Raw genomic sequence first — 17752 nt, 5'->3', positions numbered from 1 at the left:
CCGGACATCGCCTCAGAGGTCCCCCACAAGGCCATTCCACCGCGCCATCCGTGACGCTAGCATGGCCGGGGCCGTGCCGGGGGACGAAGAGAATGCGCATCACCGTGCTGTCTGTGCTTGCGCTCCTGGCATTGCCGGCCGCACCGGCCTTGGCGCAATCCGCGCCGTCCGACCGCTCCATCGCCGATCAGCTTCCGCTCTTCACCAAGAACAACTGCCAGCAGATTCGCGACCCCGGCAATCAATTGTTCTGCGGTGATGTCGCGCTCGCGGCCGCCGCCGAGAAGCTGAGCACGGCGATCGAGGCGCGGCTCGCCCGCCTGCCCGATCGCCTGCCTGCGATCGAGGAGAACGCGATCTGGATCCGCCAGCGCAATCTCAGCTGCGGCATCGTCGGGCAGAGTCCCGTCCGCGCCGATGATTTCGATCGGGTGAAGGCGTGCCTGCTCAAGGTGACCGAGGAGCGAGCCGCGATCGTGCGCGATCCCGACTTCGACTGCCTGGCAGCCAACACCGCGGCGGGCGCACTGATCTGTGCGGACCCGTCGCTGGCGCTGGCGGAGACGGAGCTCAATGGCCAGGTGCTCGGCCTGATCGGCAAGCTGGACCCGACCGCGGCGCGCTTTGCCTTCGCCGAATATGGTAGGTGGACCCGCGAGCGCGATCGCAAATGCAATCTGGTCGGCAAGGAGAACGTGCCGCTGCAGGAGCTCGAAACCGCGGAGGACTGTCTCGCCGATCATCTGAGGCGCAAGACCGAGGAAATCCGCGCGGCCAAGGGAGACCCAAGGAAGGCGTTCGGCCGGCAAATCGCGGCCCGCCTCCCCGACACCGACGCGATCGACTTCTGCGCGGCGCGGATCCATGCGGCCAATTCCTGCGGCAATTTCCTGCGCATCAACCGCGTCTACGCGCTCGACAGCCAGGTGACCGAGCAGGAGGCGCAGGTCACGGGCGAAATCGAGATGGCCGTGCTGGCGCCCTTCACCATGTGCAGCAAGGTCGCGACCACCTGCACCGGCACCTGCTGGGACGCAAGGACGGGCCGTCCGCAGGCAGGCGCGGCCAACAACGGGCGCTCGGCGGAATCGTTCAACGTGACCCGCCGCCTGCGCATCCAGCGGACCTTTGCTTTCGTGAAAGCCGCCGACGGCTGGCGCTGCCGGGAGGACGAGCTGGCCCCGGTGAATGCGGGGACAGCGGGCGGGGGATCGTAGCGTGTCTCTTCTCCCTCTCCCCGCTCTTCGCGGGGAGAGGCCAGAAGCATCAGAACATCAGATTGTCCTTCACCAGCACCCAGCGGCCGCCCTTGACCTGCTGCACCTGGGTGATCGTGTTGGCGAGGTGGTCGGTCTTGGAGAACTTGGTCGGCGGCGAGTTGAAGATGTCGAGGAACTTCTCGCCCGATTCCAGCGCATCGAGCATCTTCTGGCCCGTGAGGTCCTTGCCCGCCTTCTGCGCATAGAAGGCGAAGGTCATCATCGCATTGTAGCCGATAATGGCCTGCGTGTTGGCGTCGGCGCCGAACATCTTCTTGTAGTTGACGAGCCAGTCCTTCACCTTGCCCTTGGCGGTGTCCTCATAGGGAATCTCGAAGCCGCTGGCGGCGTAGAGACCCTCGACGGCTTCCTTGCCCAACGCAGGAACCTCCATCACGTTGGTGGGGGTGGCACCGAGGAAGGTGACGTCCCAGCCGAGCTTCTTGGCTTCGGACATCGCCCCGATGGTCTCGCGGAGCACGGTGCCGAGCACGACGAGGTCGCAGCCATCGGACTTCATCTTGGCGACCTGCGCGCTGAAATCGGACGCGCCGCGCTTGTAGCTCGTGATCGAAGCCGGCTGCGCCTTCATGGCGGTGAGCTGCTGATTGAAGCCGTCGAGCACGTTCTTCCCGTACTCGTCGTCCTGATGCATGATGCAGGGCTTCTTGAAGCCCTTCCATTCCATCATGTATTTCAGCGCGGCCCGGGTGCTCTCGACGTAGGGCAGCAGATTGTTGAACTTCAGCCGCTCCTGCGGCTTGGCCGGGTCGAACTTGAAGGTGAACTCGGCCGCCGTCAGCGGGAACAGCTGCAGCACGCCGGCATCGAACAGGATGTCCTGCGCGGCGAGCACGGTCGGCGATCCCATCGGTCCCACCATCGCGAAGATCTTGTCGCGCTCGATCAGCTTCTGCGAAGCCAGCACGGCCTTCTTCGGATCGTAGCCGCTGTCCTCGACGACCAGTCGGATCTTGCGGCCGTTGACGCCGCCGGCCGCGTTGATCTCCTCGGCCGCCATCTTCATGCCGTTGGAGACCGGAACGCCCCATCCCTTGATCGGACCCGACAAGTCCTGGTGGGTGCCGACGACGATCTCTGTCGCCGAGATGCCCTCGTTGGTGACCTTGGTCTGCGCCGCGGCCGGCAGACAGGTGAGCACCATTGCACTCACAGCAAGGCCGAACGCGCTGAACGATTTCGACATTGACGTCTCCTCTCCTAAAGGCCCGTGTTACGCGAAGGGCGGGGGCCGTCGCTCCTTCGCTTTCTCAGATGCGACTTTTCTTCTTTGCGCATGCCCCTTCTCGGAAAACCGGTTTCCACTCTTCCGGAGCATTCGCATGCGTCATGCCACGGCGCGCTGGCGATACATCGCTTCGATCTCGGCGGCATAGCGCTTGTTCACGAAGCCGCGCTTCAGCTTCATGGTCGGCGTCAGCTCCTCGTCTTCCGGCGTGAGTTGGCGCTCGATCAGGTAGAACTTCTTGATGGTTTCGACGCGGGCAAAATTGCCGTTGACCTGCTCGATCTCGCGCCAGATCAAGTCCTGAATCTCCACTGCCCGGCACAGGCTGGCATAATTGGTAAAGGGAATGTCGTGGTCCTGGGCGAATTTCTCGACATTCTCCTGGTCGATCATCACGAGGCAGGTCAGATATGGCCGCTTGTCGCCGATCACGACGGCATCGGAGATGTAGGGCGAGAACTTGAGCTGATTCTCGATCTCGGACGGCGTGATGTTCTTGCCGCCGGAAGTGATGATGATGTCCTTCATCCGGTCGGTGATGCGGACGAAGCCTTCATTGTCGATGGTGCCGACGTCGCCAGTGTGCAGCCAGCCGCGTGAATCGATGGTCTCGGCGGTCTTCTCCGGCTGGTTCAAATAACCCATGAACAGGAAGTCGCCCTTGATCAGGATCTCGCCCTCCGGCGACAGCGCGACCTCGCCCCAGGGCACCGCGGTGCCGACCGAGCCGAGCTTGATCCGCTCCGCCGGCATCATGGTGGCGACGCCGCAATTCTCGGTCTGGCCGTAGACCTCGTGCACGTCGATGCCGAGCGCGAGATACCAGCGGATCAGCTCCGGCGCGATCGGCGCTGCGCCTGTGAAGGCGATGCGGCAGCGGTCGAGCCCGATCATGCGGCGGATGTTGCGGAAGGCGATGCGATAGGCCAGTCCGTTGGCGATGCGCAGCGATAGCGGCGGCGGCTTGCCCTCGAGCCTGTACTCGACCATGCGGTAGCCGATGCCGATGGCGCGGCGATAGACCCATTGCTGCAGCGGCGTCGCGTCCTTCAGCGCGATGGTGATCGCTGAGTAGAACTTCTCCCAGATGCGCGGCACCGCGAGGAAGACGGTCGGCTGCACCTCGCGCAGATTGTCGGGTACTGTCTCCGGGCTCTCGGCGAAATTCATCACCGAGCCGAGCGCGACCGAGATGTAATAGCCGCCGATGCGCTCGGCGACGTGGCAGAGCGGCAGGAAGATCAGCCTGTCCTCGTCCTCACGGGCGGGGATGAAGTCGTTGGCGTGCCGCATCTGGTGCGTGACGCTGCGGTTGGCGTGCATCGCGCCCTTGGGCGGGCCGGTCGTGCCGGACGTGTAGACGAGGATGGCGAGATCGCCGGCGCCGCGGCTGTCGATCATCTCCTGCCACAGCGCCTCGCGCCCGACCATGTGATTGCGGCCGAGCGCGCAAAATTCGTCGAGGGACATCACCATGTCGTCGGAGAAGCCGCTGAGACCCTCCATGTCGAACACGATGATCTTCTGCAAGGACGGACAGCGCGCGCGGCAGGCGAGAATCTTGTCGAGCTGCTCCTCGTCCTCGGCGAAGATGACTTTCGTCCCGGAATCGTTGACGAGGTATTCGACCTGGGACGAGGAATCGGTCGGGTAGATGCCCGAGGAGACGCCGCCGGCGCACAGGATGCCCATGTCGGCATGGACCCATTCCGGGACGGCGTTGGCGATGATGGAGGCGACCTCGCCGGGCCTGAAGCCGGTCGCGTGGAGCGCGTAGGCGATCTCCTTCGAGATTTCCAGCCATTGCCGCCAGCTGGTCGGCTGCCAGATGCCGAACTTCTTCTCGCGGATAGCCGGCCGATCGCCCCGCGTCTCCGCAGCGCGCAAAAAGCTCTTTGCGATCGTATCAGCGACCGTCAGCACCGCCGGTCCGGCCATGCGCGTCTCCTCCTTGTCGCTCTGCCCTCCGCTGCCTGCCTTGCCGGCGGTCTTTGCTTGCGGGCAATCCCATCTTACTGCCGGCGCTTTCTCACCGCCACGTCTTCTTCTTCTTCCAGCGCCGCTCGCCGCGCGCGCCGGCTTCCTTGGCGCCAAGGTAGAACTCCTGGATGTCCTGGGAATGCATCAAGCGGTCGCAGCTGTCGTTCATCACGATGCGGCCGATCTCCAGCACGTAGCCGTAATGCGCCGTCTCCAGCGCCACCTTGGCATTCTGCTCGACCAGCAGGATCGACATGCCCTGCTCCTCGTTGACCCGGCGGATGATGGTGAAGATCTCCTTCACCAGCAGCGGCGACAGGCCGAGCGAGGGCTCGTCGAGCAAGAGCAGCGTCGGCCGGTTCATCAGGGCGCGCCCGATCGCGAGCATCTGCTGCTCGCCGCCGGAGAGCTGGCCGGCCGGCTGGTTGATGCGCTCCTTCAAGCGCGGGAAATAGCCGTAGACGCGCTCCAGGTCCTCCGCCACGCCGTCACGGTCCTTGCGCGGATAGGCGCCCATCATCAGGTTCTCACGTACCGACAGGAACGGGAACACCTCCCTCCCCTCCGGCACATGGCTGAGGCCGAGCCGGACGATCCGGTCCGCCTCCATGCGCTGGATCGGCTTGCCCAGGAATTCGATCGAGCCCTTCTGGGGGTCGAGAATGCCGGAGATCGTCTTCAGCACGGTGGTCTTGCCGGCGCCGTTCGCCCCCAGCAGCGTGACGATGCGGCCGCGCGGCACCTCCAGCGAGATGCCGCGGATCGCCATGATCGGTCCGTAATAGCTCTCGATGTTGGAGAGCTTGAGGATGATATCGGGTGTCGCCGCAGCATCCATGCGTCAGGCTCCCAGATACGCGGCGACGACGTCGGGGTGCTGCTGCACTTCGGCGGGCGAGCCCATCGCCAGCACCCTGCCGTAGTTCAGCGCAATGACCCGGTCGGAGACGCGATTGACCAGCGACATGTCGTGCTCGACCATCAGCACAGTGATGCCGAGCTCGCTCTTCATGTCGCGGATCCAGAACGACATGTCGTCGGTTTCCTCGACATTGAGGCCGGAGGACGGTTCGTCCAGCAGGATCAGCTTCGGCTCCGAGCACAGCGCGCGTGCCAGCTCGATCACCTTGCGCACACCGTAAGGCAGGCCCGAGATCAGCTTGTCGCGATAAGGCTCGAGATCGAGGAACTCGATGACCTGCTCAACCCTGCGGCGGTGCACCTTTTCGTTGGCCCGCACGCTCGGCAGGAACAGCAGCTCCTGCCAGAGCTGCGTGGTCGAGTGCCGATGGCGGCCGACCAGAAGGTTGGAGAGCACGGTCGCATTCTCGAACAGCTCGATGTTCTGGAAGGTCCGGGCGATGCCGAGCTTGGCGATGTCGTAAGGCGCCTCTTCCGTGATGTCCTGGTCCTCGAAGAAGATCCGGCCCGACGTCGGCCGGTAGATTCGCGAGATCAGGTTGAAGATCGAGCTCTTGCCCGCGCCGTTCGGCCCGATGATCGACAGGATCTCGCCCTTCTCGAGCGCGAAGGACACCGCATCGACGGCCTTGAGGCCGCCGAAATGCAGCGACAGGTTCTCGGCGCGAAAATAGCTCATCGGTTGCGCTCCGACTTCACGTAGATCTTCTGCCGCTTGAAGGTGGCGCGCTTGTAGAGCGGGAACAGCTGGAAGAAGAGCTTGATCTTCAGCCAGCGGCCGTAGAGGCCGAGCGGCTCGAACAGCACGAACAGCACGATGATGATGCCGTAGATCGCGCCCTTCAGGCCGTTGAGCGAGGCGAACGCCGCGACCTTCGACTGGATATCTCCCGCTATGGCCGGGCCGGCGCCGAAGGCCGCCGCGATCCCGGCGATCACGCCGGGCATGTCGTCCTTGAGGTAGGTCAGGAACGGATCGATCATCACGATGAAGATCGCGCCCAGCACCGCGCCGTGCAGGCTGAAGGCGCCCCCGATCAGGATCACGATGATGAACTCGATCGAGAGCTGCAGCGTGAACATTTCCGGCGAGATGAAGGAGAGCTTGTGGGCGAACAGCACGCCGGCAAAGCCCGTGATCGCCGCCGAGATCGCAAAGGACTTCACCTTGTAGAGTGCGACATTGACGCCCATGCTGCGCGCCGCGGTCTCGCTGTCGCGGATCGCCACGAAGGCGCGTCCGGTCGGCGAGCGCAGCAGGTTGAGCGCGCCGACGATGGTCAGCACGAGGACGGCAAGACAGAGATAATAGAAGGTCGGGCTGTCGCGCGGCACCGTGATGCCGAGCAGCGACAGCGTCTTGACCCGCATGCCCTCGTTGCCGTGGGTGACGCTCTCCCAGCGCGCCAGGATCTCCTCCACGATCAGGGCAAAGGAGATGGTGGCTATGACGAGGTAGATGCCGGTGAGGCGCAGGGCGGGAAAGCCGACCATCGCACCGATGATGCCGGTCAGGCCGCCGGCGACCAGGAAGTAGACCGGGAACGGCACGTTGTATTTCTGCAAATATGCGGCGGTGTAGGCCCCGATGGCGAGGAACGCAGCGTGGCCGAGCGAGGCCTGGCCGGTGAAGCCGGTCAGGATCAGAAGCGCGACGCCGACGATCGCATAGATGCAGACGAAGACCAGCTGGCTCATCAGATAGCTGGAGAGCACATAGGGCGCGATCAGCAGCAGCGCGAGCAGGATGCCGTACGAGACCCAATAGCCCGAATGCGGGAACAGCTTGATGTCGTCCTCGTAATCGGTCTTGAACAGGAAGCGCATGGCGTTCAGACCTTCTTGCGGACGTGGTGGCCGAACAGGCCTTCGGGCTTCAGGAGCAGCACGGCGAGCAGCACGAGATAGGGCGCGACATCCTTCCAGCCTTCGGGCAGGTAGAAGCCGGCCATGCTCTCGATCACGCCGATCAGGACGCCGCCGACCACCGCGCCCGGGATCGAGCCGAAGCCGCCGAGCACCGCGGCCGGAAAAGCCTTAAGGCCGAGCACGAGGCCGACATTGGAATGGATGAAGGTGATCGGCGCCAGCAGCACGCCGGCGCAGGTCGCCACCGCCGCGCTGATCGCCCAGACGATCGACACCACGCGCTTGACCGGAATGCCCATGTAGTAGGCCGCCAGCATGTTCTCGGAGCTGGCCCGCATCGCGGTGCCGAGCGTGGTCTTGTTGAAGAACAGCCACAACAGCGTGCACAGGATCATCGTCGCCGCGATCACCGACAGCTTATCGTAGGCGAGCACCAGCGAGCCGATCCGCAGCACGCCCTGGCTGAACGGGGTCTCGATCTTCAGATCGTCGGTGCCCCAGATCATGCCAGCGATCGAGCGCAGGAAAAAGCCGAGGCCGATGGTCGCCATGATGATGGAGAACTGTGGATAGCCGAGGATCGGCCGCACCACCACGCGCTCCGCCAGCATGCCGAACAGCGCCATCGCGGCCACCGCACCGGCAAAGCCGATCCAGTAGTTTAGGCCCATCATGCCGATGAAGGTGAAGGCGAAAAAGCCGCCGAGCATCATCAGATCGCCCTGGGCGAAATTGACGACCTCGGTGGCCTTGTAGACGAGCACGAAGCCGAGCGCGATCAGCCCGTAGACGCAGCCGAGCGCAACACCGCTGACCAGCTGCTGAACGAAATCCAGCATTGACGCGCGTCCTCCCGATGCAACCGGCGGTTCTTCCCGACCGCCGTGCCGCATCTTGTGTCCAGTCGCTACGCAGTCGTTTCGCTGCGTTAGCGCCATTTGTCCGGAACCAATTCAGCCTGAACCGCTCAGCGCTGTCAACAAACGGTGACTTGTCGGGGTGACTTGCCTTTAGTCCAATCCGGATGACGGAATTTGCTGCAGCGCGATTCACCGTGCCGAAACATCTTCGGATCATGGTCGGAAGCGATGCAAACCGGATGGTGTGGCCGTCATGAAGCCGGACAGCTCGGCGCTCGAAGTCCTGGGGTTAACGAAGCGTTTTGACCGTCTGGCGGTCGATAGCCTCGATCTGACCGTCCATGCCGGCGAATTCTATGCGCTGGTCGGCCCCAACGGCGCCGGCAAGACCACGACTTTGCGCATGGTTGCAGGCCTGCTGCGCCCCGATGCCGGCCGCGTCTCGATCTTCGGCATCGATGCGCTCCAGGACCCCGTGGCCGCCAAGCAGGTGATGGCGTGGGTCTCCGACGAGCCGATGATCTACGACAAGCTGACCCCGCTCGAATATCTCGAATTCGTCGCCGGCCTCTGGGGCATCGCGCCGCCGGTCTCCGAACCGGTCGCGCAGGGCCTGCTCTCCTCGCTCGGGCTCGCGCCGCACCGGCACGAGCGCTGCGAGGGGTTCTCCAAGGGCATGCGTCAGAAGGTGGCGCTGGCCGGCGCGCTGGTGCACGATCCCCGCCTCATCATCCTCGACGAGCCGCTGACCGGGCTCGATGCGGTCTCGGCCCGGCATGTGAAAGGCCTGCTCAGCGAGCGTGTCCGGGCCGGCTGCACCGTCATCATGACCACGCATATTCTCGAGGTGGCCGAGCGCATGGCCGACCGGATCGGTGTGATCGCTTCGGGCCGCCTCGTCGCCGAAGGCACGCTGACCGAATTGCGCCAGCAGAACGGCGATGCCGACACCAGTTTGGAGGATCTCTTCATCGCGCTGGTGACGCTGCCGGAAGCCGCATGAGCTCGGCGACCGCGCTCTCCTGGTTCGCCCGCCACGAGCTCCGGCTCGCCTGGCGCGAATGGTTCGCCATGATGACCGGCGGACGGCGCAAGCGGACGCGCGCCGCTATCATCGGCCTGGTCTGCTTCGCCGCGCTGCTGCACCTGCCGGCCTGGGCGGTGATCGGCCGTTTCGCCGATCTGCAGCTGCCGCTCGACAAATCGTCGCTGATCGTGATCTCGGCGACGATCTTTCTCGCCTGGACCTTGATGCTGTCGCAGGCGATCGAATCGGTGACGCGGGTGTTTTACGCCCGTGCCGATCTCGACCTGATCATGTCCTCGCCGGCGCGGCTCGCCAATCTGTTCTCGGTCCGCATCGCCGCGATCGCGCTGACCGTCACCGCGATGGCGCTGCTGTTCTCGACGCCCTTCATCGACGTGCTCGTGATCGGCGGCGGCGCGCGCTGGCTGGCGGCGTTCGGGGGCGTCGTCGCCATGGGCCTGTCGGCCGCGGCGATCGCGATCGCCGTCACCATCCTGTTGTTTCGCCTGATCGGCCCGGCGCGGACGCGCCTGATTGCCCAGATTCTCGCCGCGATCATCGGCGCCGGCTTCGTGATCGCGCTCCAGGTCGCCGCGATCATGTCCTACGGCACGCTGTCGCGCTTCACCATTTTGACCTCCGGCACCTTGGCCGCCTACGCCCCCGACGTCGACAGCATCTGGTGGTGGCCGGCGCGGGCCGTGATGGGTGACAACGAGGCCCTGCTGCTGCTCCTGGCGCTCGCTCTGGTGCTGCTCGGAAGCGTCATGGCGATCTTCTCGCACCGCTTCGCGGACACGGCGATCGACGCCGCGGCCTATGGCGCGTCCGGCGGCAGGCGTGCGAAGGAGCGGCCGTTCCGTAGCGGCTCGCGGCAACAGGCGCTGCGGCGCAAGGAATTCTCGCTGCTCTGGCGCGATCCCTGGCTGATCTCGCAGACCCTGATGCAGCTGCTCTATCTGGTGCCGCCGGCCCTGCTGCTCTGGCGCAATTTTGGCGACAGCTCGGCGGCGCTGACGCTGATCACGCCCGTCATCGTGATGGCGGCCGGGCAGCTCGCCGGCGGACTTGCCTGGCTGGCGATCTCGGGCGAGGACGCGCCCGACCTGGTCGCGACGGCGCCGTTGACGCCATCCAGCCTCATCCGCGCCAAGATCGAGGTGGTGCTGATCGCGATTGCCGTCATCTTCTGCCCGCTGGTCGCAACACTCGCTTTCGCCTCGCCCTATCAGGCCGCGATCAGTGCCGGCGCGGTCATCGTCAGCGCGGCCTCCGCGACGGCGATCCAGCTCTGGTTCCGGGTGCAGGCCCGGCGCAGCCAATTCCGGCGCCGCCAGACATCGTCGCGGCTGGCGACCATTGCCGAAGCTTTCTCCTCGATCGGCTGGGCCGCGACGGCAGCGCTGCTGCTCGCGCTCCCCGTCGCGGGCCTCATCAGCGGCCTGATCACCGCGAGCCTCGTTGCGGTCACCTGGAAGTTCAGCCCAAGGCGGGACTAGGATGAGGGGGCGACAGGTGCGACACTGACGCGCTGTTGATCGCCGGCTGTTGGCGCGTCTCGGCATTGCACGCTACACTTTGTCTTGGGCGTCATCGGGGACGGATTCATGTGGCGACTTGTTTCGGCGGCTTTGGCGCTGTTCGGCGCAGCTCTCTCACCTGCCCTCGCCCAGCAGCCCCAGCGCAGCGAGTGCCTGGCGATGGCGAACGCGGCGCCCCGTGCGATGTCGGTCGCATTCCGGCAGGCGGCGGCCGCGGCCGAGGTCGAGATCAGCTATGCCGGCCATTCCACCTATTACATCGACACGCCCGGCGGCTTGCGCATCGCGACCGATTACAGCGGCGCCTATCAGGTGGGACGGCTGCCCGACGTCGCCACCATGAACCGCGCCCATAGCACCCACTACACTCTTTTCCCCGACAGGCGCATTCCGCACGTGCTCCACGGCTGGAGCGACGACGGCAAGCCGGCGATCGTGTCGGAACGCATCGGCGATGCCTTCATCCGGAATGTCACGACCGACATCCGCCGCTATTTCGGCGACGATGCCGGCTCCGACATGATCCGCGACGGCAATTCGATCTTCATCTTCGAGGTCGCGGGCCTCTGCATCGGCCATCTCGGCCACCTCCATCACAAGCTCGACGACAGCCATTTCGCCCAGATCGGGCGGCTCGATATCGTGATGGTGCCGATCGACGGCACCTACACCATGTCGCTGGACGGCATCTCCGAGATCACCAAGCGGTTGCGGGCCTCGGTGGTGCTGCCGATGCACCGCTTCGCGACCCCGCTCGACGACTTCATGCGCCGGATCGGCCAGCATTTCGAGATCGACCGGCACTACGGGCGGTCCTTCCGGATGTCGCGGGATGCGCTGCCGTCGAAGCCGACGGTGATCATCCTCGACGGGGTCTGAGACGCAATTTTCTCCAAGCCGGCCGCCGGCCGGTCGTGTTGATCTGCCTGCAACAGGAGAGCGACATGACCGACTTTGCCAGACTGTTGCACGCGGACGGACCGAACCCCGAGCATGCGGCGGCGCTTCAGCTCTATGGCCGCTTCGTCGGCGACTGGGATGCCGAGATCACCGCCCATGGATCCGATGGCACGGAACACACCGCCCCCGGCGAGATTCATTTCGGCTGGGTGCTGGAGGGCCGTGCCGTCCAGGACATCTGGATGATACCCCGGCCGACGGGCGCGCCGGCCTTCCCGATCGCCGGCAATTGGTACGGCACGACGCTGCGCGTTTACGATCCAACCATCGATGCGTGGCGGATTTCCTGGTTCGATCCCGCCCGCAGCGTCTTCCGCCACCAGATCGGCCGTCCGCGCGGAGAGGACATCGTGCAGGAAGGCACGACCGAAGCCGGCGAACTGACGCGGTGGAGCTTCACGGAGATCAGCCAGGACTCCTTCCATTGGCTCGGCGAAACCAAGCCCGCACCGGCGCAGGATTGGCGGCTGACGGTGGAAGTCAAAGCACGACGGCGCTGGCCCTAGGCATCGGCCGGCCGTGATATCGAAACGAGAAGAGGGGCCGGGATGTCGATCCCGGCCCCTCTTCGTCGTGGCCGCTGGGAAGCGTCCTTGAAACCTTTTTGTCCTTAGCCGGCACCCATCAGCGAGGCCGGACGGGGCGCGCCGGTGGAGACGAACATCTTCTTCAGCTTGTTGACGACGCGGATCAGGAAGCCGATCATTACGGGATTGGTCTTGCGGCAGAAGGCGATCTTCTTGACGTGGCCTTCGACATGCCATTTGGCATGCGCGCCGTCGCGGAAGAAGATGACGTCGCCGGGGCCGTAGCGCTTCGGCGGCATGCCGTCGCTCTCGAGCACGATCGATCCTTCCATGATCATGATCGTCTCGTCGATGTCGTAGTACCAGTTGAACCGTCCTTCAGTGCAGTGCCAGACGATGGTCTGGGCGGTGCGGTCTTCGCTGGTGGACAGGACGCGCGAGCGCGCGACCGGATTGCCCTCGATGATCCAGGACGGCTCGATCGGGCTCGGCTCGAGGTCCACATTGAAACTGCCGACTTCAATCAATGCCATTTGCTTCCTCGGAAATGATATTTTGCGGCCGGCTCCGGCCGGGAGTGTTCGAAAGATGCACGGACGCTAGTCGCCCGTTTCTAATTCTTTCTTACATCGATTCCGAGAATCAGCCGGAAGCAACACGTGCAGACGGTTAACGTCGCAATTCCCTTGCAAATCCGCGGACATGACCAGGTCCATCCCGGGTGCGACAAAGTGCGCAGGCACCGGAACGGAGCCCAACAATGCCGTTGCGGCCGCGCTCCGCCGCTCGTCAGCGATCAAACAGGGCGATCCAGACTACTTCGCCCACTCGCCCTTGCGGAACACCGGCACCTTGCTGCCGTCGGGCAGGATGCCGTCGATATCGGTCTCGGCGGAGCCGATCATCCAGTCGATATGGATGAGGCTCTGGTTGCCGCCTTGCGCCGCGATCTGCTGCGGGGTGAGCTGCGCGCCATTGACGAAGCATTTCGAATAGCATTGGCCGAGCGCGATGTGAGATGCCGCGTTCTCGTCGAACAGCGTGTTGTAGAACAACAGCCCGCTCTGCGAGATCGGCGAGGAATGCGGCACCAGCGCCACTTCGCCGAGGCGGCGGGCGCCCTCGTCGGTGTCGAGCACCTTGTTCAGCACCTCCGCGCCGCGCGAGGCCTTTGCGTCGACGATCTTGCCGTCCTCGAAGCGCACCGCGATGTTGTCGATCAGCGTGCCCTGATAGGACAGCGGCTTCGAGCTGACGACATGGCCGTAGACGCGGCGGCAATGCGGCGTGGTGAAGACCTCTTCGGTCGGGATGTTGGCGTTGCAGCTGATGCCGTTCTTGGAGAGCGAGGCACCGCCCTCCCATTCGTGGCCGTCGGCCAGGCCAATGGTGAGGTCGGTGCCCGGTCCTGAATATTGCAGGGCGCGAAAGCGCTGGCCGTTGAGCCAGTTGGTCCGCTCGCGCAGCACCGCATTGTGGCTGGCCCAATTGGCCATCGCATCCTCGCGATCGACGCGGGACGCCGCGAAAATTGCATCCGCGAGCTTGCCGACCGCGACCTCCTCGGGATCGTTGGGGAAGACCTGCTTGGCCCAGGACGGGCTCGGATAGGCGATGATGTTCCAGTTGGTGTCGAAATTGACGATCTTCTCCAGCGCGGGCTGATACGCCATCGAATTCGCCTTGCTCGCGCGCGCCACCTTGGACGGATCCTCGCCCGACAGCAGCATCGGGTTGTCGCCGACGATGGCGAGCCGCGCGGTGTTCTCCGAGAACGCCTTGGCCATGCCCTCATAGAGCCAGCCGGCGGCACGATCGAAACTGCTGTCATGGCCGTGGCGGTAGCGCGCCAGCGTCATCTCCTCGTCCGACAGGATCGGCGTCACGATACCGGCGCCGGCCTTGTATGCATGCACGGCGATCCGCCTGACCAGCGGCAGCGCGATCGCGGGCGCCGTGAGCAGCAGATCCTGTCCCGGCCGCAAGCCCAGGCCCACCTTCACCGCCACCTCGGCCAGCCGGTCGAGCTTCGCGGGATCGATGGGAGCGTTGGAATTGCGGTGATCAGTCATGCCGGGCCCTCTGCCGAAAGTCTCTGGTTCAATCTAAGCCTAGCACCGCAAGGCGCAAGTGCGCGAGCACCTTGCGATACGGAGAAGATACGCAGTTTCACGCATATTGGTTTTCAACGCGTTGCCGATTTCAGCACCCGGTCAACCATGGCAGGCGCGAGTCCGAGGTAATTTTTCGGTGAGGTGAGCGCCTCGATTGTGACACGGTCGATGCGGCTCGAGACGCGGGAGTCGGAGGACAGCGCATCCGCCAGGCTCAAGCCCTTGTCATTGGCGAGCCGGCAAGCGTCGTAAACCACGTCATGGGCCTCCTGCCGGCCAAGCTGCGGCGCGAGCCCCATCATGACTGCTTCGGCCACGATCAGGCCGCGGCTGATCGCGAGGTTGTCGTTCATCTTCGCCTCGTCCACGATGAGGCCCGCAAGTGCAAACTTCGCCTGATGCAGCGCGCCGGCCGTCAGCACGAAGCTTTCGGGGATGGCCATCCATTCGGCGTGCCAGGGACCCGTGGCGCGCTCGAAATCCTGCACCATGGCGTCGAGCATCAGGCCGGCGTGCTGGCGCACCGCCTTGGACGCCGCCAGCATCAATTCCGACGAGATCGGATTGCGCTTCTGCGGCATGGTCGAGGAGGCGCCGCGACCCTTGACGAAGGGTTCGTAGACTTCGCCGAACTCGGTCGAGGCCATGATCATGATGTCGAGCGCGATCTTGCCGAGCGAGCCGGTGACGAGCGCAAGGAAGTTTACCGCCTCGGCAAAGCCGTCGCGCGCGACGTGCCAGGTCGAAACGGGAACGCCAAGCTTCAGCTCGGCGCAGAGCGCCTCCTGCACCTCGAATCCCTTGTCGCCGAGCGAGGCCAGCGTACCGGCGGCGCCGGCGAACTGACCGACCAGCACGCGCGGCTTCAACTGCGCCAGCCGCTCGGCGTGGCGATCGAGCATGGCGAGCCAGATCGCGGTCTTGTAGCCGAAGGTCACCGGCAGCGCCTGCTGGAGATGGGTACGGCCGGCCATCGGCGTGTCGCGGTGGCGCCTCGAGAGGTTCGCCAGGATGCCGCGGAGCTCGTCGATGTCCCGCGCCACGATATCGAGCGCAGCGCGGAGCTGCAGCACCACGGCGGTATCCATGATGTCCTGCGTGGTCGCGCCCCAATGCACGTAGCGGCCGGCCTCGCCGCACTGCTTCACCATCTGATGCACCAAGGGGAGGATCGGATATCCGACGATGTCGGTCTCCTGCCTGAGCAGATCGAAATCGAGCGCGGCGACGTCGGTCCGCGCCGAGATCGCCTCGGCCGCCTGCTGCGGGATCACGCCACATCTGGCCTCCGCCTTCGCCAGCGCCACCTCGACCTCGGCATAGCGCGCGACCAGCGCGACGTCGGAGAACACCTCGCGCATCTCAGGCGTGCCGAAGGCATCGCGGAACAGCATGGAATCGAGCACGGTGGTGGAAGCGCTGAAGGCGGGCATGGGCGTTTCTTCGTGGTTGGTGTTTTGGTGGGGATAGCTTACGCAGTCGGCGCAGCTCGGCAAAGGGCATTCACCGTTCGTCACATCCACCGCACGGCGGCGTCATGACGGCACGTCGCTTTCACCCCGTCATCCTGAGATGCGAGACATGGAACGCAACGCGTCCCATGGGGAGCCTCGAAAGATGAGCGGCCGCGATGCAGCCGGGCCGTCCATCCTTCGAGGCCTCCGCTATGCTCCGGCGCCTCAGGATGACGGTGCTGGTGGCGAGCGGTAACCACCTGGTCGCGGTTGTATTCCCTCCGAAAACCGCATGACTGCCATCACGCGATCTCGATGAACCAGGCGGCCCTCTCGGCAGACACATGGTTTTCGACCCAAATTTCTTTTCATTTAGTCCATCCGATTTCGCAATGAGGCCTGAGTTTTCGACGTGCAGTTTCTGTTCCAGGACCACCTTCTCGATACCGACCGGCGCGAGCTGAGCCGCGAGCAGGTTCCAATTGCCGTGGAGCCGCAGGTCTTCGATCTCGTCGTCCACCTCATGCAGAACCGCGACCGGGTGGTCAGCAAGGACGAGTTGATCGACAAGATCTGGCACGGGCGCAGCGTCTCCGAATCCACCCTGACCAGCCGGATCAACGCGGCACGCAAGGCGATCGGCGACAGCGGCGCGAGCCAGGCGCTGATCCGCACCATCGCCCGCAAGGGTTTTCGCTTCGTCGGCGATGTCGAGGCCAAGGTCGGCGCGAGCGCGCCGGAGCATGGCCGCGCCGCCGGGGGGCCACGCGCTGCGCTGGCGCTTCCCGAGCGGCCCGCGATCGCCGTGCTGCCCTTCACCAATATGAGCGGCGAGGCCGGACAGGATTATTTCTCCGACGGCATCAGCGAGGACATCATCACCGCGCTGTCGAAGCTGCGCTGGTTCTTCGTCATCGCGCGCAACTCATCCTTCGTCTACAAGGGCCGCGCCGTGAATATCCGCGAGGTCGCGCGCGAGCTCGGGGTGCGCTACGTGGTCGAAGGCAGCGTCCGGCGGAGCGGCGAGCGGGTGCGCATCTCGGCCCAGCTCAACGACGTCTCGACCGGCAGTCATCTCTGGGCCGAGCGCTACGATCGCGAGCTCGCCGACATCTTCGCCGTGCAGGACGAGATCACCGAGGCGATCGTCGCCGCGATCGAGCCGCAGCTCTACGCCGCCGAAAGTTTTCGCGCCGAGCAGAAGCCGCCCGGCAGTCTCGACGCCTGGGATCTTGTCATGCGGGCATTGTCGCACCATTGGCGTATTACCCGCGAGGACAACGCCGCCGCGCAAGCGCTGCTCGAACAGGCCGTCGCGATCGATCCCGCCTATGGCAAGGCGCTGGGCCTGCTCGCGACCAGTCACATCTTCGGCGCGCATATGGGCTGGGCCGACATGGAAGTTACGCTTCCCATCGCCGAGCGCTCGGCGCTCGCGGCGGTGGAAGCCGACCGCGAGGACGCCTGGGCCCATCACGGCCTCGCCTACACTTATCTGTTCCGCCGCCGCTTCGACGACGCGCTGGCCGAGTTCGAGCTGGCGCTGCAGCTCAACCCGAATTTCGCGATGGCGCATGCCTTTTACGGCGTGACGCTGTGCTATGCTGGCCGATGGCAGGACGGCGACGCCGCCGCGCGCCGGGCGCTGCGGCTCAGTCCGCGCGACCCGCTCGCGGCGATCTATTGCGGGGTTGCGGCCTATGCCCGGTTCGTCGGCCGCGACTACGAGGGTGCCGTGCAGATGGCGCGGGAATCGCTGCGGCAACGCGGCGATTTCGTCGGTGCGCACCGCGTGCTGACGGCTGCCGCCGGGATGTCAGGAGATCCGGCGCTCGCGGCGTCGGCCCTGGACGGTCTACGCCGCGCTCAACCGGGGGTCTCGCTCGCCTGGATCACACGCGAGCTGCCGATGCTGCGGGACGAGGATCGGGCGCATTACCTGGAAGGATTGCGGCGCGCGGGGCTGACGTGACAGCGGCTCGACAAACGAT

At 65.0% G+C, this 17752-nt stretch carries 15 protein-coding genes; 6 read left to right on the top strand and 9 right to left on the bottom strand.

Translation table 11 applies throughout. From position 1 onward, the window contains the following. Positions 1 to 92: 92 nt before the first annotated feature. Positions 93 to 1217 (top strand): lysozyme inhibitor LprI family protein, encoded by a 1125-nt coding sequence (locus WI560_RS03440; RefSeq protein WP_375306905.1) that lies wholly within the window; start codon positions 93 to 95, stop codon positions 1215 to 1217. A 49-nt stretch (positions 1218 to 1266) separates the two neighbouring features. Here the strand turns inward: WI560_RS03440 and WI560_RS03435 are convergent, their stop codons facing one another. From WI560_RS03435 to WI560_RS03410, 6 genes are all read right to left on the bottom strand, one after another. Beyond that, positions 1267 to 2466, bottom strand: coding sequence for an ABC transporter substrate-binding protein (locus WI560_RS03435; protein ID WP_257182515.1), 1200 nt, complete (start codon positions 2464 to 2466; stop codon positions 1267 to 1269). A gap of 141 nt (positions 2467 to 2607) precedes the next feature. Continuing rightward, positions 2608 to 4446: an AMP-dependent synthetase/ligase gene (locus tag WI560_RS03430; protein WP_375306904.1), complete on the bottom strand. Its 1839-nt coding sequence runs from the start codon at positions 4444 to 4446 to the stop codon at positions 2608 to 2610. A 91-nt stretch (positions 4447 to 4537) separates the two neighbouring features. Next, entirely contained in the window at positions 4538 to 5326 is a 789-nt protein-coding gene (locus WI560_RS03425; RefSeq protein WP_028138669.1) for an ABC transporter ATP-binding protein, read from the bottom strand. A gap of 3 nt (positions 5327 to 5329) precedes the next feature. After that, positions 5330 to 6088, bottom strand: coding sequence for an ABC transporter ATP-binding protein (locus WI560_RS03420; protein WP_126259595.1), 759 nt, complete (start codon positions 6086 to 6088; stop codon positions 5330 to 5332). Further along, positions 6085 to 7236, bottom strand: a complete 1152-nt coding sequence (locus WI560_RS03415; protein WP_375306903.1) for a branched-chain amino acid ABC transporter permease — start codon at positions 7234 to 7236, stop codon at positions 6085 to 6087. The genes WI560_RS03420 and WI560_RS03415 overlap by 4 nt, the downstream gene beginning before the upstream one ends. A 5-nt stretch (positions 7237 to 7241) precedes the next feature. Then, a complete protein-coding gene (locus WI560_RS03410) occupies positions 7242 to 8117 on the bottom strand; it encodes a branched-chain amino acid ABC transporter permease (protein ID WP_028138672.1) in 876 nt (291 codons plus the stop codon). Between the two features lie 274 nt (positions 8118 to 8391). Here WI560_RS03410 and WI560_RS03405 point away from each other — a divergent pair, with 274 nt between their 5' ends. The 4 genes from WI560_RS03405 (at position 8392) to WI560_RS03390 (ending at position 12172) form a co-directional block, all read left to right on the top strand. Then, complete coding sequence (locus WI560_RS03405; RefSeq protein WP_375306902.1) at positions 8392 to 9141, top strand: ABC transporter ATP-binding protein; 750 nt, start codon at positions 8392 to 8394, stop codon at positions 9139 to 9141. Next, entirely contained in the window at positions 9138 to 10664 is a 1527-nt protein-coding gene (locus WI560_RS03400; protein ID WP_375306901.1) for a permease, read from the top strand. Before WI560_RS03405 ends, WI560_RS03400 begins: the two co-directional genes overlap by 4 nt. Positions 10665 to 10772: 108 nt before the next feature. Continuing rightward, positions 10773 to 11585, top strand: a complete 813-nt coding sequence (locus WI560_RS03395; protein ID WP_375306900.1) for an MBL fold metallo-hydrolase — start codon at positions 10773 to 10775, stop codon at positions 11583 to 11585. Positions 11586 to 11650: 65 nt separating this feature from the next. Beyond that, positions 11651 to 12172, top strand: coding sequence for a hypothetical protein (locus WI560_RS03390; protein WP_375306899.1), 522 nt, complete (start codon positions 11651 to 11653; stop codon positions 12170 to 12172). Positions 12173 to 12276: 104 nt separating this feature from the next. Here WI560_RS03390 and WI560_RS03385 read toward each other — a convergent pair whose 3' ends face one another. From WI560_RS03385 to pcaB, 3 genes are all read right to left on the bottom strand, one after another. Further along, on the bottom strand, positions 12277 to 12726 hold the full coding sequence (locus tag WI560_RS03385; protein ID WP_028138677.1) for a cupin domain-containing protein: 450 nt from the start codon (positions 12724 to 12726) through the stop codon (positions 12277 to 12279). Between the two features lie 282 nt (positions 12727 to 13008). Then, entirely contained in the window at positions 13009 to 14265 is a 1257-nt protein-coding gene (locus WI560_RS03380; protein WP_028138678.1) for an aminopeptidase, read from the bottom strand. Positions 14266 to 14378: 113 nt separating this feature from the next. Next, the gene (pcaB, locus tag WI560_RS03375) at positions 14379 to 15740 is read right to left on the bottom strand and encodes a 3-carboxy-cis,cis-muconate cycloisomerase (RefSeq protein ID WP_375306898.1); all 1362 of its coding nucleotides are present in this window, start codon (positions 15738 to 15740) and stop codon (positions 14379 to 14381) included. Between the two features lie 433 nt (positions 15741 to 16173). Between pcaB and WI560_RS03370 the strand changes: the two genes are divergently transcribed. Next, positions 16174 to 17733, top strand: a complete 1560-nt coding sequence (locus WI560_RS03370) for a winged helix-turn-helix domain-containing tetratricopeptide repeat protein (RefSeq protein ID WP_375306897.1) — start codon at positions 16174 to 16176, stop codon at positions 17731 to 17733. Positions 17734 to 17752: the final 19 nt, after the last annotated feature.

This window comes from Bradyrhizobium sp. A11, from assembly GCF_042077125.1.
Classification (GTDB): Bacteria; Pseudomonadota; Alphaproteobacteria; order Rhizobiales; family Xanthobacteraceae; genus Bradyrhizobium; species Bradyrhizobium japonicum_B.
The sequence above is the reverse complement of the archived record's forward strand: the minus strand, read 5'-3'. Positions and strand labels throughout refer to the sequence as shown.